This is a genomic window from Kineococcus sp. NBC_00420 (assembly GCF_036021035.1).
In the GTDB taxonomy this organism is placed as follows: domain Bacteria; phylum Actinomycetota; class Actinomycetes; order Actinomycetales; family Kineococcaceae; genus Kineococcus.
In genome coordinates this window covers 1,893,418-1,909,322 of sequence record NZ_CP107930.1, presented here as the reverse complement: position 1 = coordinate 1,909,322, position 15,905 = coordinate 1,893,418, and the positions used below count along the sequence as shown (strand labels likewise).

Genomic DNA, 15,905 nt, shown 5'->3' with positions numbered 1-15,905 from the left:
CCCACGACGGTAGGCAGCGGCGGTGCGCGCAGACCAGCGGCGAGCTGCACCGTTCGTGGCCCCACGCTGCGCGGAGCGCGCAGTTGCGACCGACGATGTGCGGGGTCAGGCCAGCGGACCGCTCGCCGAGACCAGGGCGAGCGCCTCCTGCACCTGACGGCGCGCCGCCTCGGGCAGCGGCAGCAGGGGCCGGGGCGGGGTGGCGGCCGGGACGCAGCCGAGCGCCTCGACCACCGCCGAGACGACCCGCAGTCCGCCGTACCCGGCGAAGAGGTCCCACAGCGGCAGCAACTGGTCGGAGAGTTCCCGTGCGCGGTGACCGTCGCCGGCGGCGAGGGCGTCCACGACCGCGCGGCAGCGACCGGGGAGGGCCCCCGCCAGCACCGAGTACCAGAGGTCGCAGCCGGCCCCCAGACCGGTCACGGCGTGCACGTCGCCGGAGACGCCGACGCTGACCCCGGCCGGGAGGACGGCCCGCAGCCGGGCGACCCGCTCGGTGGCCTGGGCGGGATCGCCCGGGACACCGGGGATCTTCACCGACACCACGTGCGGCAACGCGGCGACCCGTCCCAGCAGTTCGTCGCCGAAGCGGAACCGCGTCGTCGTCGGGTTGTCGTAGACGCACAACGGGACCGACAGTTCCCCGGTCACGTCCTCGTACAACGCGAAGACCTCGTCGTCGGTCAGCGGCTGGTAGCTCAACGGCGCCAGCAGGACGCCCGCCACCCCTGCGGCCTGCGCGTCCTCGACGTGCTCCAGCACCTCGCGCGTCGACAGCGCCCCGACACCCACGAGCACCGGGACCGGGCCCGCGGCCTCGACGCTGAGTTCCGCGACCCGCCGGCGGTCGGCCCGGCTCAGGTAGGGGTAGCCACCGGTGGAACCGAGGGCACCGATGGAGTCGGCGCCACCCCGCGCTGCCCTGCTCACCAGGGTGTGGACGCCCCGCGCGTCGACGCGGCCGTCGTCCAGCGGCGTGACGGGGAACGCGCTCAGCGGCCCGAACACGTCAGGAGACCCGTCCCTCGGAGGTGACCGTGCGCTGGATCCGCGTCATCGTTGCGCCTGCCCCGTCGTGCGTGGTGGTCGTGGCGGTCCTCGTCGCGGGACCCCGGTGATCGTAGCCTCGTGATCACCACCCGGACCCGGTGTCGCCCAGGACGCGTGGTCGTGAAGAATGGACGGGCACGTGCAGCCCGGGGCGTGCCGACGAGGTGTGGCGGGACGACCAGCCGGCAGAACGCCGGCTTCGTGGAGGACTGGCGTGGACGTACGCGCCGATGCGGTCGCCGCGGCGGTCAACGACGTCGCCCAGGTGCTCGCCGACCACGGTGAGGCGCTGGACCTCGCCCACCGCCTCGTGCACCACTGCGCCCGGCTGCTGTCGGCCAGCGCGGTCGGTCTGGTCGTCGAGGACGGCGACGGGCACCTGCAACCGCTGGCCGCCACGTCCGACGACGTCCGCGGCGTCGAAGTCGTGCAGCTGCAGACGGGCCAGGGCCCCTGCCTGGACGCCTACCGCACGGGGCAGGTCGTCTCGGTCCCCACCGCGGCCGAGCTCACCGCCCGCTGGCCCGAGTTCGCCCGCAGCGCCCGCGAGGCCGGGGTGATGGCGGTCCACAGCGTTCCGGTCGGGAGCGGCGGTCGGACCATCGGGGCCCTGAACCTCTTCCGCGACCACGAGGGTCCCTACTCGGCGGTCGAGTCCGACGTCGCCCACGCGATGGCCTCGTTCGGGGCCATCGGCCTCACTCAGCTCGAGCACGTCGCCGAAGGGGCGCGGGTGCGGGCCCAGCTGCAGGAGGCCCTCGACAGCCGGATCGTGCTGGAACAGGCCAAGGGTGCGCTCGCGGAGCGCTACCGCTGCCACCCCGACGAGGCGTTCCAGCGGCTCCGGGCCCGGGCCCGGGCCGAGCGACGGCGACTGCGCGACGTCGCCCAGGAGATCGTCGACGACCTGGACCCGGTGGACGGTGTGCTCCGACGCGCCGGGCAGGTCTGACGGGGTTACGTTCCAGCTGGTCGTGAAGCCCTCCGCGACACCGAGATCCGGAGGTTCCCGCACGTGCCCATCCAGCAGGCGCTCGCCGTGGCGAGCAGTTCCTCGGCGACCGTGCCGCTGCCCGGATCCGGCGACACGTTGCGTCGCTGGCGGTTCCTCGCCGCGTCGGCCGCGGAGGACCTGACGACGGCCCGGATCCTCGAGGCCCACCTCGACGCGGTCGCCATCCTGGCCGAAGCCGGGCAGGCCCTTCCCCCGGGAAGCACCTGGGGGGTCTTCGCCGCCGAGTCGGGCACCGTCCGGCTGGACGCCCGCACCGCGGCGGGGCGGTGGGTCCTGGAGGGCACCAAACCCTGGTGCTCGCTCGCCGGCGACCTCTCCCACGCCCTCGTCACCGCCCACACGCCGTCCGGTCGCCGGCTGTTCGCCGTCGACCTCGCGGCGGGCCGGGAGAGCGGGGCCGTCGAGGTCGAGGCCGGCGCCTGGCACAGCCGGGGTCTCGTCGAGGTCCCCAGCGGACCCGTGCACCTGCACTGCGCACCCGCCGAGCCCGTCGGTGAGGCCGGCTGGTACCTGCGGCGACCCGGTTTCGCCCACGGCGGCATCGGGGTCGCGGCCTGCTGGTTCGGGGGTGCCGTGGGCGTCGCCCGCGCCCTGCGGCACGGGACCCGGGACGACCAGCTCGCCCGGTACCACCGTGGGATCGTCGACCTGCGGCTGCGCAACGCCCGGCTGGCGCTCGAGGCGGCCGCCGTCGACGTCGACGCCGGAAGGGCCACCGGACGGGCCGGTGAGGTGCTGGCCGCGCGGACCCGCGCGATCGTCGCGGAAGCGGCCGAGGACGTCCTGCGGACCGTGGGTCACGCCCTCGGGCCGGCGCCGCTGACCTTCGATGCCGCCCACGCGGCCCGGGTCGCCGACCTCACCGTGTACCTGCGCCAGGACCACGCCGAACGCGACGTCGCCGCCCTCGGCGAGATGCTCGAGGAACCCGACGAAGAACCCGGCGAGACAGCAGACCAGGAGACCGAGGAGGGGACGGCATGGCCGTCGTGAACGAGGGACCCGTCGAGTTCACCCACGACGGCGACGGGACACCCGAAGCGGACTGGCTGGCGTGGCCCGGCCTGCGCGACCTCCCGCGGTTGTCCTGGGACGGCGTCGCGCACGTGCTCGTCGTCGCCGCCCACCCCGACGACGAGACCCTCGGCGCCGGCGGGCTCCTCGCCACCGCCGCCGCCCGCGGCCTGCCCCTGGACGTCCTGGTCCTCACCGACGGCGAGGCGTCGCACCCCGCGTCGTCCACCACGACCCCCGACCGCCTCGCCGAGGTCCGTGCCGTGGAGGTCGCCCGCGCCGTCGCCCTGACCGCGCCGGACGCCCGGGTGCACCGGGCGCAGATCCCCGACGGGACGCTGACGGCAGCCCCCGCTCGCGTGCGCGACGCGGTGCACCACCTGCTCCGGCCCGGAACCCTGCTGATCAGCCCGTGGTCCGGGGACGCCCACCCCGACCACGACACCGCCGGCCTGGTCTGCGCGGAACTGGCCGTCACCGCCGGCGTCCGCTGCCTGCAGTACCCGGTGTGGGCGTGGCACTGGGCGCACCCCGGTGACCACCGGATCCCGTGGACGGCCGGTGTCCGCCTCGACCTCGACCCCGTCGCCCGCGGGCAGAAGGGCGCCGCCCTCGCCGAGCACGTCTCGCAGACACGACCGTTGTCCGAACTCCCGGGGGACGAGGTCCTGCTGCCGCCCGCCGTCCAGCAGCACTTCGACCGGGACGTCGAGGTCTTCCTGGTCCCCGACGGGCAGGAACGCACCGGGAGCCTCGGCGTGGAGTTCTTCGACGGCTTCTACACCGAGAACGGCGACGACCCCTGGGGTTTCGAGGACCGCTGGTACGAGCAGCGCAAACGTGCCCTCACCGCTGCGGTGCTGCCCCGGCGGAGGTTCACGTCCGTCCTCGAGATCGGCTGCAGCGCAGGGGTCTTCAGCGTCGACCTCGCCGCCCGGTGCGACCGGCTCCTCGCCCTCGACATCGCTGCGTCCGCCGTCCGGCAGGCCCGGGACCGCGTCACCGCCGCGGGTTTCGGTGACACCGTCGAGACCAGGGTGGCCCGGGTCCCGCAGGAGTTCCCCGCCGGGGAGTTCGACCTCGTCGTCCTGTCCGAGGTCGCCTACTACTGCGGACCGGCCGACCTCGCCGACCTCCTCGCCCGCGCCACGGCCGCGTTGAGCGCGGACGGGGTGCTCGTCGCCTGCCACTGGCGACACCTCGTCCAGGGTTACCCGCTGACCGGCGACGAGGTCCACCGCGTGCTGCGCGCCACCCCGGAACTCACCGTCCTCGCCCACCACGAGGAGGAGGACTTCCTGCTCGACGTCCTCGTCCGACCCCCCGCGACCTCCGTCGCCCGGGCCGGTGGACTGACCCCGTGACCGCCCTCGAGCGGATGGTCGTCGTCGTGCCCGCCCGCGACGAGGAGACGACGATCGCCGCTGCCGTCACCTCGGTCCTCCTTTCGGCCGGCCGTCTCGGGATCCCCGTCGACCTCGTCGTCGTGGCGGACCTCTGCCGCGACGCGACCGCCGAGACCGCGGTCGCCGCAGGCGCTCACGTGATCCGCTCCCGGGCCGGCAACGTCGGTGCGGCCCGGGCCGCGGGAGTCGACGAGGCGCTCGCGGGCCGCTCGGCCCGGGAACTCCGTTCGACCTGGATCGCCTGCACCGACGCGGACTCGGTCGTGCCCGGGCAGTGGTTGCCGCACCACCGGCGCGCGGGCGACGCGGGGATCGACCTGCTGCTCGGAACCGTCCGACTCGCAGGGCCCGCCACGCTCCACACCGAGTGGCGGAGACGGTACGCCGCAGGCACCTGCGCCGCGGGCCACCGCCACGTGCACGGCGCGAACCTCGGCGTGCGCGCCTCGACGTACCGGGCCGCCGGTGGGTTCCCGTCCCGGCCGGCGCACGAGGACCGGGAGTTCGTCGACCGGGTCCGGGCGTTGCCGGGGGCGAACGTCCTGAGTTCCACCGCGCACCCCGTCCTCACCAGCGACCGGCTCCTGGGACGGACCCCCGCCGGTGTCGCCCACGACCTCAGCGCCTGACGCCGCTCACGGGTGGGGACCAGGGCCCCGTCACTCCTCGGCGACCGCGGGACGACACCGCGCCCGCCACGATCCCGGCGAGGGGCGCGGCGAGCGCGGTCCGCAGCGCGAGACCGCGGCGCGGGTGGTGCAGCAGGCGTCAGGGTTTGAGGACGACCTTGATGCACCCGTCACGCTTGGTCTGGAACATCTCGTACGCGTCCGGGGCGTCTTCGAGCGGGACCCGGTGAGTGGTGAGGTCGTCGATGCCGAGCGGGTCGGTCGGGTCCTCCACGATGGGCAGCAGGTCCTCGATCCAGCTCTTCACGTTGCACTGGCCCATGCGGAACTGCAGCTGCTTGTCGAACATCGTCATCATCGGCATCGGGTCCGCCTCGCCGCCGTAGACGCCCGACAACGACACGGTGCCCCCGCGACGGACGGCGTCGACGGCCGTCCGCACGGCCCACAACCGGTCGATCCCGCCGGTCTCCATGACCTTCTGGGCGAGCTTGTCCGGCAGCAGACCGACGGCGGTCTGGGCCGCCTTGGCCACGGCCCCCTCCGTCCCGCCGTGAGCCTCCATGCCGACGGCGTCGAGGACGGCGTCCGGGCCGCGGCCGTCGGTGCGTTCACGCAGCTGCGTGACGACGTCGGAACCGCTGCCGTCGGTGAAGTCGATCGCCGTCACCCCGTTGCGGTGGGCCATCTGGCGACGTTCCTCGACCGGGTCCACGGCGATGACCTCGTACCCGAGGTGTCGGCCGATGCGGGCCGCGAACTGACCGACCGGCCCCAGGCCCAGCACCGCGAGGGTGCCGCCCTCGGGGACGTCGGCGTACTGCACGCCCTGCCAGGCGGTGGGGAGGATGTCGGAGAGGAACAGGTACCGCTCGTCCGGAAGTCCGTTGTCGCCCTCCCGGCCGACCTTGATCGGGCCGAAGTCGGCGTGCGGGACGCGCAGGTACTGCGCCTGGCCGCCGGGGACGGAGCCGTAGAGGGAGCTGAACCCGAAGAGGGCCGCCCCAGAGCCCTTCTCCCGCACCTGGGTGGTCTCGCACTGCGACATCAACCCGCGGTCGCACATGAAGCAGTGGCCGCAGGAGATGTTGAACGGGATGACGACCCGGTCGCCCGGGCTCAGGTTCGTGACGGCGGACCCCACCGCTTCGACGATGCCCATCGGCTCGTGACCCAGGACGTCACCCTTGGCCATGTAGGGGGCCAGGACCTCGTAGAGGTGCAGGTCGGAACCGCAGATCGCCGTCGAGGTGATCCGCACGACCGCGTCCGTCGGCTCGACGACCTGCGGGTCCGGTACGTCCTCGACGCTGACCGAACGCTTCCCCTGCCACGTCAGTGCTCGCACGCTGTTCTCCTTCTCCTCGGGTGTTCTCGAACTCAGAGGGGCGGTCCGACGACGCGCGCCATGACGCGCCCCGCCTCCACCCGGGTCTCGACGACCGGCTGCGGAGCGGTGGCCGGACCGTCGACCACCTCACCGTCGGCGAAGCGGAACTCGCTCGCGTGCCAGGGGCAGGTGATGGTCGTCGCGGAACCCGTCCCCGTGACCTCGCCGTCGTGCAACGGGGCGCCGAGGTGGGTGCAGGTGTCGGTGAGGGCCATGACGGAACCGCCTCGGCGCAGGACGCACAACGGCGCGTCCCCGATCCACCGCTGCTCCGGACGGCCCTCGGCCAGGTCGTCGAGCGTCCCGATGTCGGAGAACTCCTGCCCGTCGCCGGCCAGGTGGACCAGGTGCTCGGCGTGGTTCACTCCCGCCGACCAGCGGTAGGCCAGGTGGCCGCCCAGGGCTCCGGCCGCCCCGGCGGCCAGGGTTCCTGCGGTCCGCAGCAGCCGGGCCCGTCGACCGGCGAACAACGACGCCGTCCACAGCGTGGCCGCGACCGCGTTGCCCGCCGCGTGCACGATCGCGGTGCGCTGCTGGTCGGGGTGCAGGTCGACGTAGTCGGCCCAGCCGGCGACAGCGGTCGGCGCGACGGTGGCGACGCTCGCGGCAGCGAGCAGCCGCGCGGGGGCGCCCAGAGCCTGCCCTCCCGGGAGCAGCACCGCGGCGGCGTCGAGGACGAACGCCGAGACGGAGGTGCCCACGGGGACCATCGCCATCGCCGGGTGGACGGGATGGCCCGCCGGGCGGCCGTGCAGCAGACCTCGCAGCGAACCACCGGGCAGCAGACGGTCGGCGGTGTCCTTGGCCCGTGCGGCCACCGGGTCGAGGACCGTCCACCGCGAGGGAGCGTCGAACAGGGAACGCATCAGGGGCATGCGACGGTCCTACGCCCTCCGCCGAGGTTGCGCGAGGTGGAACGAACGATGTTTCGGGGGGTCCGTGAGGGGGTAGCGGAAACTCGTGAGCCCCTCCTCCGCCCCTCGTCGTCGACGTCCCGCGTGCGATGACGTCCGGTTGCCGGACCGGAACCCGATGGGAGCGTGGTGACATGCGCATCGCCATCACCGGAGCCACCGGCAACGTCGGAACCGCCCTGCTGCGTCGCCTCGCCGCGGAGGACGTCGAGGTCGTCGGGATCTGCCGACGGCTGCCCGACCCGGTCGGGGTCTACGCCGGGGTCCGGTGGGAGAGCCTCGACGTCGCCGGACCCGCTGCGCTGGAACGGCTGATCGAGGTCTTCGCCGACGTCGACGCGGTGATCCACACCGCGTGGCTCATCCAGCCGGCCCGGGATTCCCGGGAGATGACCCGGGTCAACGTCACGGGGAGCCGGCAGGTGGTGCACGCGGCGCTGCGGGCGGGGGTCCCGCACCTCGTCCACGTCTCCTCCGTCGGTGCCTACACGACCCACCCGAGCGACGACGAACCCGTCCAGGAGTCCTGGCCCGCCACCGGGATCCCGTCCTCGCAGTACTCCCGCGAGAAGGCCTTCGTGGAGACCCAGCTGGACGACGTGGAGCGCGAGCACCCGGAACTCGTCGTGACGCGCATCCGTCCGGCCCTGGTGTTCCAGCGGGACGCGGGCAGCGAGATCGCCCGCTACTTCGCCGGTGGGTTCGCACCGACCCGGGCCATCCGGCGGATCCCGCTGCCGACCCTCCCGCTCCCGACGGGTCTGCGTTTCCAGGTGGTCCACGCCGACGACCTCGCCGACGCCATCACCCGTGCGGTGCAGCGGGTTCCCGGTGGAGCGTTCAACGTCGCCGACGACCCGGTGCTCACGGCGGACGACCTGGCCCGGGCGTTCAAGGCGCCCCGCCACGTGGCGCTGAACCGCAGGCTCGTGCGAGCGGCGGTCGACGTCAGCTACCGCGCCCACGTGCACCCGGTCCAGCCGGGGTGGCTGGATCTCGGCCTGGGAGTGCCGGTGATGGACACCACCCGCGCGCGCGAGGTGCTGGACTGGAGGCCCGTTCACGCCGCCCGGGACGTGCTGACCGAACTCCTCGACGGCATGCGCGACCACGCAGGGGTGGCCACGGGGCCGCTCCGCCCTCGTTCGGCGGTGAGTTCGCGGACGGGTACCTGATCCTCGAGGAGAGCGCGCATCCGTCGGAACAAGGTGTTCAGCAGCCGCGAGACCTGCATCTGACTGACCCCGAGTTCAGCCGCGATCTCAGACTGCGTGGCGTCCTCGTAGAAGCGCAGGTGCAGGATCCGGCGGTCCCGGTCGTCGAGGTCCGCTGCGATGCGGCGCAGGGAGAGGAGGTCGTCGACGGTGGCGACGTCGTCGGAACCGTCGGCGAGAAGCTCGGTCAGCGGTGCGTCGTCGGAGTCCCAGGAAGCGTCGAGGGGTACGGCGGAGTAGGCGTTGGAGGCCTCCCGTGCGGCCCTGACGTCGGCCACGCTGGCTCCCAGGCGGGCGGCGAGGACCTCGTCCGGGCCGGCCTCCTCGGCCTGCAGGCGCAACCGCAGTTCCTGCAGACTGCGCGGGGGGCGGACGAACCACCCGTGGTCGCGGAAGTGGCGGCGGATCTCGCCGATGATCGTGGGGGTGGCGTAGGAGGCGAACCGGTAGCCGGTGGTGGGGTCGTAGCGCTGCGCCGCCTTGACCAGCGCGAGGCTCGCGACCTGAACCAGGTCGTCGTAGGGCTCGCCGCGGTTGCGGTAGTGCGCAGCGAGCGACCTCGCCAGGCTCAGGTGCGTCAGCACCAGCTGGTCGACAGCGGGATCATCGACCACCGTCGCGGTGGGTGGTTCCATCAGCAGCCTCCGAAGCCGTTTCCACGGTCGTCAGGGCGGCCTGCTGCACCCGGTGAGGTTCACTCCAGCACCCACCGTCGACGTCGGCAAGCGGAGGCCTCGGGGAGCCGCACGCTCCGGGTCGGGGTGCGCCCTGGACAGTTGCGGGGCCAGGGCCTTGAACGAGCGACCCGCGCAACCCGGGCCTACGGTCGATCCGCAGGACCAGCAGTCGAAAGCGTCGCGCAGGCGGCGGAGCGGTTCACCAGGAAGGCCCACCCATGACCACCGAGTCCGAACAGCCCATCCGTCGACGTGCGGACCAGTCGGCGCCCCGGTCGGTGAGTCCGACCGGCGTGACCTACCAGGGCCCCCGCGCGGGCCGCGATCCCCGGGCGCAGGGAGGGGAGCGGCTCACCAGCCCCCAAGGCGTCCGGATCTCCGACACCGACCACTCCCTCAAGGCCGGACCACGTGGACCCGTCCTGCTCGAGGACTTCCACCTGCGCGAGAAGATCATGCACTTCGACCACGAGCGCATCCCCGAGCGCGTGGTCCACGCGCGGGGTGCCGGGGCCCACGGGGTGTTCACCGCCTACGGCAACGCCGCGTCGGTCACCCGGGCGCAGGTGCTGGCCCAGGAAGGCCTGCAGACGCCCGTCTTCGTGCGCTTCTCCACCGTCCTCGGGTCGCGGGGATCGGCCGACACCTCCCGCGACACCCGCGGGTTCGCCGTGAAGTTCTACAGCGGCGAAGGGGTCTGGGACCTCGTCGGCAACAACATGCCGGTCTTCTTCATCCAGGACGCCATCAAGTTCCCGGACATCATCCACGCCGGGAAGCCCAGCCCGGACACCGAGATCCCCCAGGCGCAGTCCGCGCACGACTCGTTCTGGGACTTCGTCTCCCTGCACACCGAGGCGACCCACCACACGATCTGGAACATGAGCGACCGGGGGATCCCGCGCTCCTACCGGACCATGGAGGGTTTCGGGGTCCACACCTTCCGGTTGGTCAACGCCGACGGCGGGACCAGCCTGGTGAAGTTCCACTGGAAGCCCGTCCTCGGGGTCCACTCCCTGACCTGGGAGGAGGCACAGATCGCGATGGGTGTCGACCCGGACTTCCACCGGCGCGACCTTTCCGAGGCCATCGCCGCGGGCGCCTTCCCGGAGTGGGAACTCGGGCTGCAGGTCATGCCCGACACCGACGAGGAGACGTTCGAGGGGATCGACCTGCTCGACCCGACGAAGCTCGTCCCCGAGGAACTCTGCCCGGTGCAGAAGGTCGGCCGGTTGACGCTGAACGCCAACCCCACGAACTACTTCGCCGAGACCGAACAGGTCGCCTTCCACACGGGGCACGTCGTCCCGGGCATCGAGTTCACCAACGACCCGCTGCTGCAGGGCCGGAACTTCTCCTACCTCGACACCCAGCTCACCCGCCTCGGTGGGCCGAACTTCGCGCAGATCCCCATCAACCGTCCGCACGCGCCGGTCAACGACAACGTGCGTGACGGGTTCCACCAGCACGCCGTCCACGAGGGCGTCGCTCCCTACACGCCCAACACCCTCGACGGCGGTGCGCCGTTCCCCTCCAGCGCGGAGGAGGGCGGTTACGTCAACGTCCCGCGACGGGTCGAGGGCGAGGTCGTCCGTGGGGCACCCGCCTCTTTCGACGACCACTTCACGCAGCCGGCGATGTTCTACGCCAGCCTGTCGCCGGTGGAGCGGACGCACGTCACGGAGGCCTACACCTTCGAACTCGGCAAGGTCCGCGAACAGAGCATCAAGGAACGCACGCTCGCCGTCCTCGCCAAGATCGACACCGACCTCGCCGCGACCGTCGCCGCCGGACTCGGGCTGCCCGCCCCGGCGCAGGACGCCGTGGACCACCTCCCGCCCTCGCCGGCTCTCGCCCAGATCACGGGGGAGACCTACCCGGTCGCCGGCCGGATCGTGGGGGTCGTCGCCGGTCCGGACGCGGACCTCGCCGGCATCGCCACCCTTCGCGCGGCCCTGCTCGCCGAAGGCGTGCAGCTCAAGGTGATCGCCCCTGTCGGCGGTGTGCTCGGCGCTGGGAGCGAGGCGGAACAGGTCGTGGAGCGCACCTACGTGACGGCCCGGTCCATCGAGTTCGACGCCGTCGTCGTCGCGGACGGCGCACCGACCGGAGCCGACGTCAAGGCCGTCGTGCTCCTGCAGGAGGCCTACCGGCAGTTGAAGGCGTTCGGCACCTGGGGCAGCGGGGACGCGGTCCTCGCCGGCGCCGGCATCGGCGCCGGCGGGCCCGGGGTCCTGGTGGCCGCCGACGCCACGCAGCTCGCTCCGTCGCTGCTCGCCGCTCTCGGCACGCACCGCGTCTGGGACCGAGCCGACCTCGTGACCGCCTCCGCCGTCCCGCCCGTCCAGTGAGTCCCACCGAGGAGAGGATCGACGTGTCCACACAACCCGAGGAAACGCCCGGCACCGACGAGGCCGCCGAGTCGCCGACGTTGGACGGCTACGGCAACGACACGGGCTTCGCGCAGGAGGCCGAGGAGGCCGACGAGCGCACCCACGAGGATCCCGAACCGACCTGACCTCCTGTGACCGGGGCCGGGCGTCGTCGTGCAGGTTCTTCCGCGGGTTGAACCTCCAGCCACACGCACGACCGCTCGGCCCTGGTCGCGTCCACACCGTCGACCGCGACGAACGGCAGTGCTCACTGGGGTTCGGACCCTGCCTGGCTGCGGCGCAGGCGGACACCACCCTCCGGATCGAGGACACCAGCACCGTCGAGGCCTTCCCGGACTTCTCCTCGGCGACGAGACGGATCAGTCCCTGTGGCTGTTCGCGCAGTACGCGGGCGTGGCTCTGGGCAACGCCGCGCCGCCGGCCGAGTCCGACGGCCGGGCGGACAACCTGGTGGTCGCCATGCAGCCCCGGGCTGTCATCGAGCAGGCCGAGGGTGTGCTCATCGCCCGGCACGGCATCACGCCCGACGTGGCGTTCGGACTCCTCACGTCGCGGTCCCAGAACCAGAAACTCCACTCGATCGCCAGGAGGTCGTGGCGACGGCCGTCGGACGCACCGCGGCCGTCTCCAGTGCCCACCCTGCGACCCGGGGTACGCGAACGGCCCGGCACCTCGAGGGTGCCGGGCCGTTGCGCGCGCACGTCAGGTCGCGGGGGTGACGTCTCCGCGCCAGGCGCCGGTCTCGCCGCCGCGGGACTCGATGAACGCCTTGAAGCGCTTGAGGTCCGCCTTGATCTGACGGTCGTCGGCGCCGATCGCGGCGCCTGCCTTCTCGATGAGACCCTCGGTCTCCCAATCGAGCTGCACGGTGACGCGCGTCTCGTTGTCACCGAGGCGGTGGAAGGTCACGACACCGGCGTGCTCCTTGCCGTCGACGCTCTTCCAGGCGACCCGCTCGTCGGGGTGCTGCTCGGTGATCTCCGCGTCGAACTCGCGCTCGACCCCGGCGATCTTCGTCACCCAGTGGGTGTGCGTGGAGTCCGTCTGAGTGATGCGCTCCACGCCGCCCATGAACTCGGGGAAGGACTCGAACTGGGTCCACTGGTTGTACGCGGTGTGGACCGGGACCGAGACGTCGACGGTTTCGATGACACTGCTCATGCGGTGCTCCTCCTGCGGCGTCGCGGGACGCCGACTGGATCGAGGTCTTCTCTGTGGTGCGCCCTGAACTGCGGGCGCCTGTGTCCACAGTGCCCACGACCGCGCCGCCCCGCATCCTGAACCGGCCGTGTTCTCCGGATCTTCACTTCAGCGGGTCGTTGCCCCAGTTCATGAGGGAGTAGCGCCACTTCGTGTCCGTGACGTCGCCGTCGGGGCGCTGCTTCGAGTGCCGGGCGACGTAACCGGCCACCTTGCGCATGTGCTCGGCGTCGGCGTCGGCGTCGGCGTCGGTACGGTCCCCCTTCTTCCCGCGGAGGATCTCGACGATGCGCCGGCCCGAGTGGTGCCCGACCGATTCTCCCTCACCCACCCCGACGGACTTCGACTCCTCGGTGGCGAGCCAGTCCTCGAGTTCCTTCGGGGTCATGTTCACGGCGTCGTCGAAGTGCTGCGCGACGTCCTCCTCCTCGTCGTCGTCCATGCCACCAGCGTGAGGTTCCCCCGCCCCGGTCGCACGCCGACGGGCCGTGCGACCCGGCGAGCGGGGTTCCTCCGTCCTGCCTACCGTGGAACCCATGACCGACCAGTACACCTTCAGTGACCCCGTGACCCGTTACCACCAGGGCGGTTTCGACCCCCAGCCGCAGGACGGCCCGGGACTCGCCGCCGAGCAGTCCCCGAAACCCGACCACGGGGAGTCGACGTACCGGGGGACCGGTCGGCTGTCGGGTCGCAAGGCCCTGGTGACCGGGGCGGACTCCGGCATCGGGCGGGCCGCGGCGATCGCCTTCGCGCGCGAAGGTGCCGACGTCGTCCTCAACTACCTGCCGGAGGAGCAGGTCGACGCCGAGGAGGTCGCGAAACTCGTGACCGAGGCCGGGCGCAAGGCCGTGCTGGCCCCCGGCGACCTGGTCGACGAGCAGTTCGCCCGTGGCCTCGTCGCCACGACGGTGCGCGAGCTGGGTGGCATCGACCTCGTCGCCAACGTCGCCGGCAAGCAGCAGCACGTCGAGGAGATCGCCGACCTCACGTCGCATCAGTTCGAGGAGACGATGCGCACGAACTTGAACTCGCTCTTCTGGATCGTGCAGGAGGCCGTCCCGCACCTGCCGCCGGGGTCCACGATCATCAACACCGCCTCGGTGCAGGGTTACCAGCCCTCCCCGAACCTCGTCGACTACGCGACGACCAAGTCGGGGATCATCGCCATGTCGCAGGCCCTGGCCCAGCAGCTCGCCCCCAAGGGCATCCGCGTCAACGTGGTCGCACCGGGCCCGGTCTGGACGCCGCTGCAGATCGCGGGCGGGCAGCCGGACGACGCGATGCCGGAGTTCGGCACGTCGACGCCGCTCGGTCGCGCGGGTCAGCCCGCCGAGGTCGCCCCCGCGTACGTGTTCCTGGCCTCCGCGGAGTCCAGCTACGTCGTGGGTGCGGTGATCAACGTCAACGGCGGCATGCCGACGCCGTGACGGGCTCGCCGTGACCAGGGTGGCGGGTCACTCCCCGGAGGCGTCGCGTGCGGACCGGGGTGCGCTGGGGGCCCGCCACCCGCCCAGCACCCCACCGACGCGCAGCCCGGCGCAGACGACACCCCCGGCGAAGGCGGCCACCCCCGATTCCAGACCGACCAGGGGACCCACGACGGCCACGGACGAACCCACCAGCGCCGGGACCGCGTAGAGGCCGCCCGTGAGGATGGTCGGGACCTTCAGGACCAGGACGTCGCGCAGGGTGCCGCCACCCACGCCGGTCAGCCCCCCCAGGAGGATGGCCTGGCCCGCCCCGAGTCCCGAGTGCACGGCGAGCTGCGCGCCGGTCACGGCGAACAGGGACAGTCCGATCGTGTCGAAGACCAGGATGGGGCGGGACATGCGGCCCACGAGGCGGTGTCCCCAGAAGGCGACGAGAGCGCCGACCGTCGCGGTCGTCAGGTAGTACCAGGTGCGGAACGTGGCGGGCGGGAGTTCCCCGAGCAGCAGGTCCCGCAGGATCCCGCCCCCCAGCGCCGTCACGATGCCCAGGGTCACGACCCCGAACAGGTCGAGGTGGGCGGCCCGCATGGCGGACAACGCACCGTCGAGGGCGAAGGCGAAGACCCCGACGAGTTCGAGCAGCAGCAGGAAGCCTTGAGCGGTCACCGCACGATCCTCCCGTCTCGACGGTGCGGGACCGGCCCGCAGCCGCCACGATGGACCCATGAGCGCCGCGTCCTCCCGCGAGGTGCTGGGCCAGGCGGCCCAGGTGATGGCCCGAGCCCGACGGACCGACGAGCGGCTGCGGTGGGCCAACCGGCAGCTGGCCGGACGCCTGGGCGGTCGCCCCTCGCCCGGTGATGACCCGCGGCCGCCGCGGCTCTCGGAGACCTCGCCCGAGCTCGCGTTGTGCCTCGAGACCGCCCGCGTCGTGCCCTTCGACCGTGCCGCCGTCAGCCTGGTCTCGGCCGGCGTGCCGGTCGCTCCGCTGGCGGGCTCCGACCCGGGGCTCGTCCTGTTCGTCGACCAGCAGCACTCGGTCCAGGAGGGACCCGAGGTCGAGGCGCTCCGGACCGGACGCCCCGTGCTCGTCGCCGATCTCGCCTCGCAGCACGGGCGCTGGCCCTACCTCGCGGGTCTCGGGCGGTGGGCGTCCTTCCGTTCCCTCGCGGCGCTGCCCGTCGCCTCCCCCGGAACGGGCACGGTGGGGGTCCTGACCGTCGCCCGCGACCTGCCGCGGGCCTTCGACCGCCAGGACGAGTTCGTCCTCACCCGCCTCGCCGACCTCCTGCTGGCGTTGCTGCTGACGCGCACGGCCCCGCCCACCGCGAGCGGGTCGTCGGCGGCCGGGGAGACGGTCCCGTACCTGCGTCCCGACACCGTGTCGACGGCTCTCGGGGTCCTCCGGCAACGGCACGGGGTTCAGGTCGACGAAATCGTGAGCCGGTTGCAGGCCGTCGCCTTCGTCACCGGCCGAACGGTCCACGAACTCGCCGAGGCCGTCGTTCAGGGCCGGTGGGACCCCCTGCTCGACGACGCCGGCGGGGTGTGACCCGTCGTCACGGCTAGG

At 72.7% G+C, this 15,905-nt stretch carries 16 protein-coding genes and 1 pseudogene; 10 read left to right on the top strand and 7 right to left on the bottom strand.

Annotated features, from left to right (window positions below; all coding sequences use genetic code 11):
* Positions 1-105: 105 nt before the first annotated feature.
* A complete protein-coding gene (locus tag OG218_RS09290; RefSeq protein ID WP_328292930.1) occupies positions 106-1,008 on the bottom strand; it encodes a dihydrodipicolinate synthase family protein in 903 nt (300 codons plus the stop codon).
* Positions 1,009-1,264: 256 nt separating this feature from the next.
* Between OG218_RS09290 and OG218_RS09285 the strand changes: the two genes are divergently transcribed.
* The 4 genes from OG218_RS09285 to OG218_RS09270 all read left to right on the top strand — a co-directional run bounded on the left by OG218_RS09285 (position 1,265) and on the right by OG218_RS09270 (position 5,114).
* Positions 1,265-2,002 carry a GAF and ANTAR domain-containing protein gene (locus OG218_RS09285; protein ID WP_328292929.1) on the top strand — a complete coding sequence of 246 codons (738 nt, stop codon included), beginning with the start codon at positions 1,265-1,267 and terminating at the stop codon, positions 2,000-2,002.
* A gap of 63 nt (positions 2,003-2,065) precedes the next feature.
* Positions 2,066-3,058, top strand: a complete 993-nt coding sequence (locus OG218_RS09280) for a hypothetical protein (protein WP_328292928.1) — start codon at positions 2,066-2,068, stop codon at positions 3,056-3,058.
* A complete protein-coding gene (locus tag OG218_RS09275; RefSeq protein WP_328292927.1) occupies positions 3,046-4,443 on the top strand; it encodes a PIG-L family deacetylase in 1,398 nt (465 codons plus the stop codon). The genes OG218_RS09280 and OG218_RS09275 overlap by 13 nt, the downstream gene beginning before the upstream one ends.
* The gene (locus OG218_RS09270; protein ID WP_328292926.1) at positions 4,440-5,114 is read left to right on the top strand and encodes a glycosyltransferase; all 675 of its coding nucleotides are present in this window, start codon (positions 4,440-4,442) and stop codon (positions 5,112-5,114) included. The genes OG218_RS09275 and OG218_RS09270 overlap by 4 nt, the downstream gene beginning before the upstream one ends.
* A gap of 139 nt (positions 5,115-5,253) precedes the next feature.
* On the opposite strand, the gene OG218_RS09265 is transcribed toward OG218_RS09270, so the two are convergent.
* Positions 5,254-6,462, bottom strand: coding sequence for a zinc-dependent alcohol dehydrogenase (locus OG218_RS09265; RefSeq protein ID WP_328292925.1), 1,209 nt, complete (start codon positions 6,460-6,462; stop codon positions 5,254-5,256).
* 32 nt (positions 6,463-6,494) lie between these two features.
* Positions 6,495-7,379 (bottom strand): Rieske (2Fe-2S) protein, encoded by an 885-nt coding sequence (locus tag OG218_RS09260; RefSeq protein ID WP_328292924.1) that lies wholly within the window; start codon positions 7,377-7,379, stop codon positions 6,495-6,497.
* Positions 7,380-7,552: 173 nt separating this feature from the next.
* On the opposite strand from OG218_RS09260, the gene OG218_RS09255 reads away from it, so the two are divergent.
* A complete protein-coding gene (locus tag OG218_RS09255; protein ID WP_328292923.1) occupies positions 7,553-8,593 on the top strand; it encodes an NAD-dependent epimerase/dehydratase family protein in 1,041 nt (346 codons plus the stop codon).
* Here the strand turns inward: OG218_RS09255 and OG218_RS09250 are convergent.
* Positions 8,479-9,267 (bottom strand): sigma-70 family RNA polymerase sigma factor, encoded by a 789-nt coding sequence (locus tag OG218_RS09250; protein ID WP_328292922.1) that lies wholly within the window; start codon positions 9,265-9,267, stop codon positions 8,479-8,481. The genes OG218_RS09255 and OG218_RS09250 overlap by 115 nt on opposite strands.
* A gap of 260 nt (positions 9,268-9,527) precedes the next feature.
* Between OG218_RS09250 and OG218_RS09245 the strand changes: the two genes are divergently transcribed.
* From OG218_RS09245 to OG218_RS26615, 3 genes and pseudogenes are all read left to right on the top strand, one after another.
* Positions 9,528-11,660 (top strand): catalase, encoded by a 2,133-nt coding sequence (locus tag OG218_RS09245; RefSeq protein ID WP_328292921.1) that lies wholly within the window; start codon positions 9,528-9,530, stop codon positions 11,658-11,660.
* A 23-nt stretch (positions 11,661-11,683) separates the two neighbouring features.
* On the top strand, positions 11,684-11,827 hold the full coding sequence (locus tag OG218_RS09240; protein WP_328292920.1) for a hypothetical protein: 144 nt from the start codon (positions 11,684-11,686) through the stop codon (positions 11,825-11,827).
* Between the two features lie 334 nt (positions 11,828-12,161).
* Positions 12,162-12,278, top strand: a pseudogene (locus OG218_RS26615) (ANTAR domain-containing protein); the annotation flags it as partial.
* Between the two features lie 126 nt (positions 12,279-12,404).
* On the opposite strand, the gene OG218_RS09235 reads toward OG218_RS26615, so the two are convergent.
* Positions 12,405-12,863 (bottom strand): SRPBCC family protein, encoded by a 459-nt coding sequence (locus tag OG218_RS09235; protein WP_328292919.1) that lies wholly within the window; start codon positions 12,861-12,863, stop codon positions 12,405-12,407.
* Between the two features lie 142 nt (positions 12,864-13,005).
* Positions 13,006-13,344 (bottom strand): DUF3140 domain-containing protein, encoded by a 339-nt coding sequence (locus tag OG218_RS09230; protein WP_328292918.1) that lies wholly within the window; start codon positions 13,342-13,344, stop codon positions 13,006-13,008.
* A 94-nt stretch (positions 13,345-13,438) separates the two neighbouring features.
* Here OG218_RS09230 and OG218_RS09225 point away from each other — a divergent pair, with 94 nt between their 5' ends.
* Entirely contained in the window at positions 13,439-14,332 is an 894-nt protein-coding gene (locus OG218_RS09225) for an SDR family oxidoreductase (protein ID WP_328292917.1), read from the top strand.
* Between the two features lie 27 nt (positions 14,333-14,359).
* Here the strand turns inward: OG218_RS09225 and OG218_RS09220 are convergent, their stop codons facing one another.
* Complete coding sequence (locus OG218_RS09220; RefSeq protein WP_328292916.1) at positions 14,360-15,001, bottom strand: trimeric intracellular cation channel family protein; 642 nt, start codon at positions 14,999-15,001, stop codon at positions 14,360-14,362.
* Positions 15,002-15,059: 58 nt separating this feature from the next.
* On the opposite strand from OG218_RS09220, the gene OG218_RS09215 reads away from it, so the two are divergent.
* Positions 15,060-15,887 carry a GAF and ANTAR domain-containing protein gene (locus OG218_RS09215; RefSeq protein WP_328292915.1) on the top strand — a complete coding sequence of 276 codons (828 nt, stop codon included), beginning with the start codon at positions 15,060-15,062 and terminating at the stop codon, positions 15,885-15,887.
* Positions 15,888-15,905 lie beyond the last annotated feature (18 nt).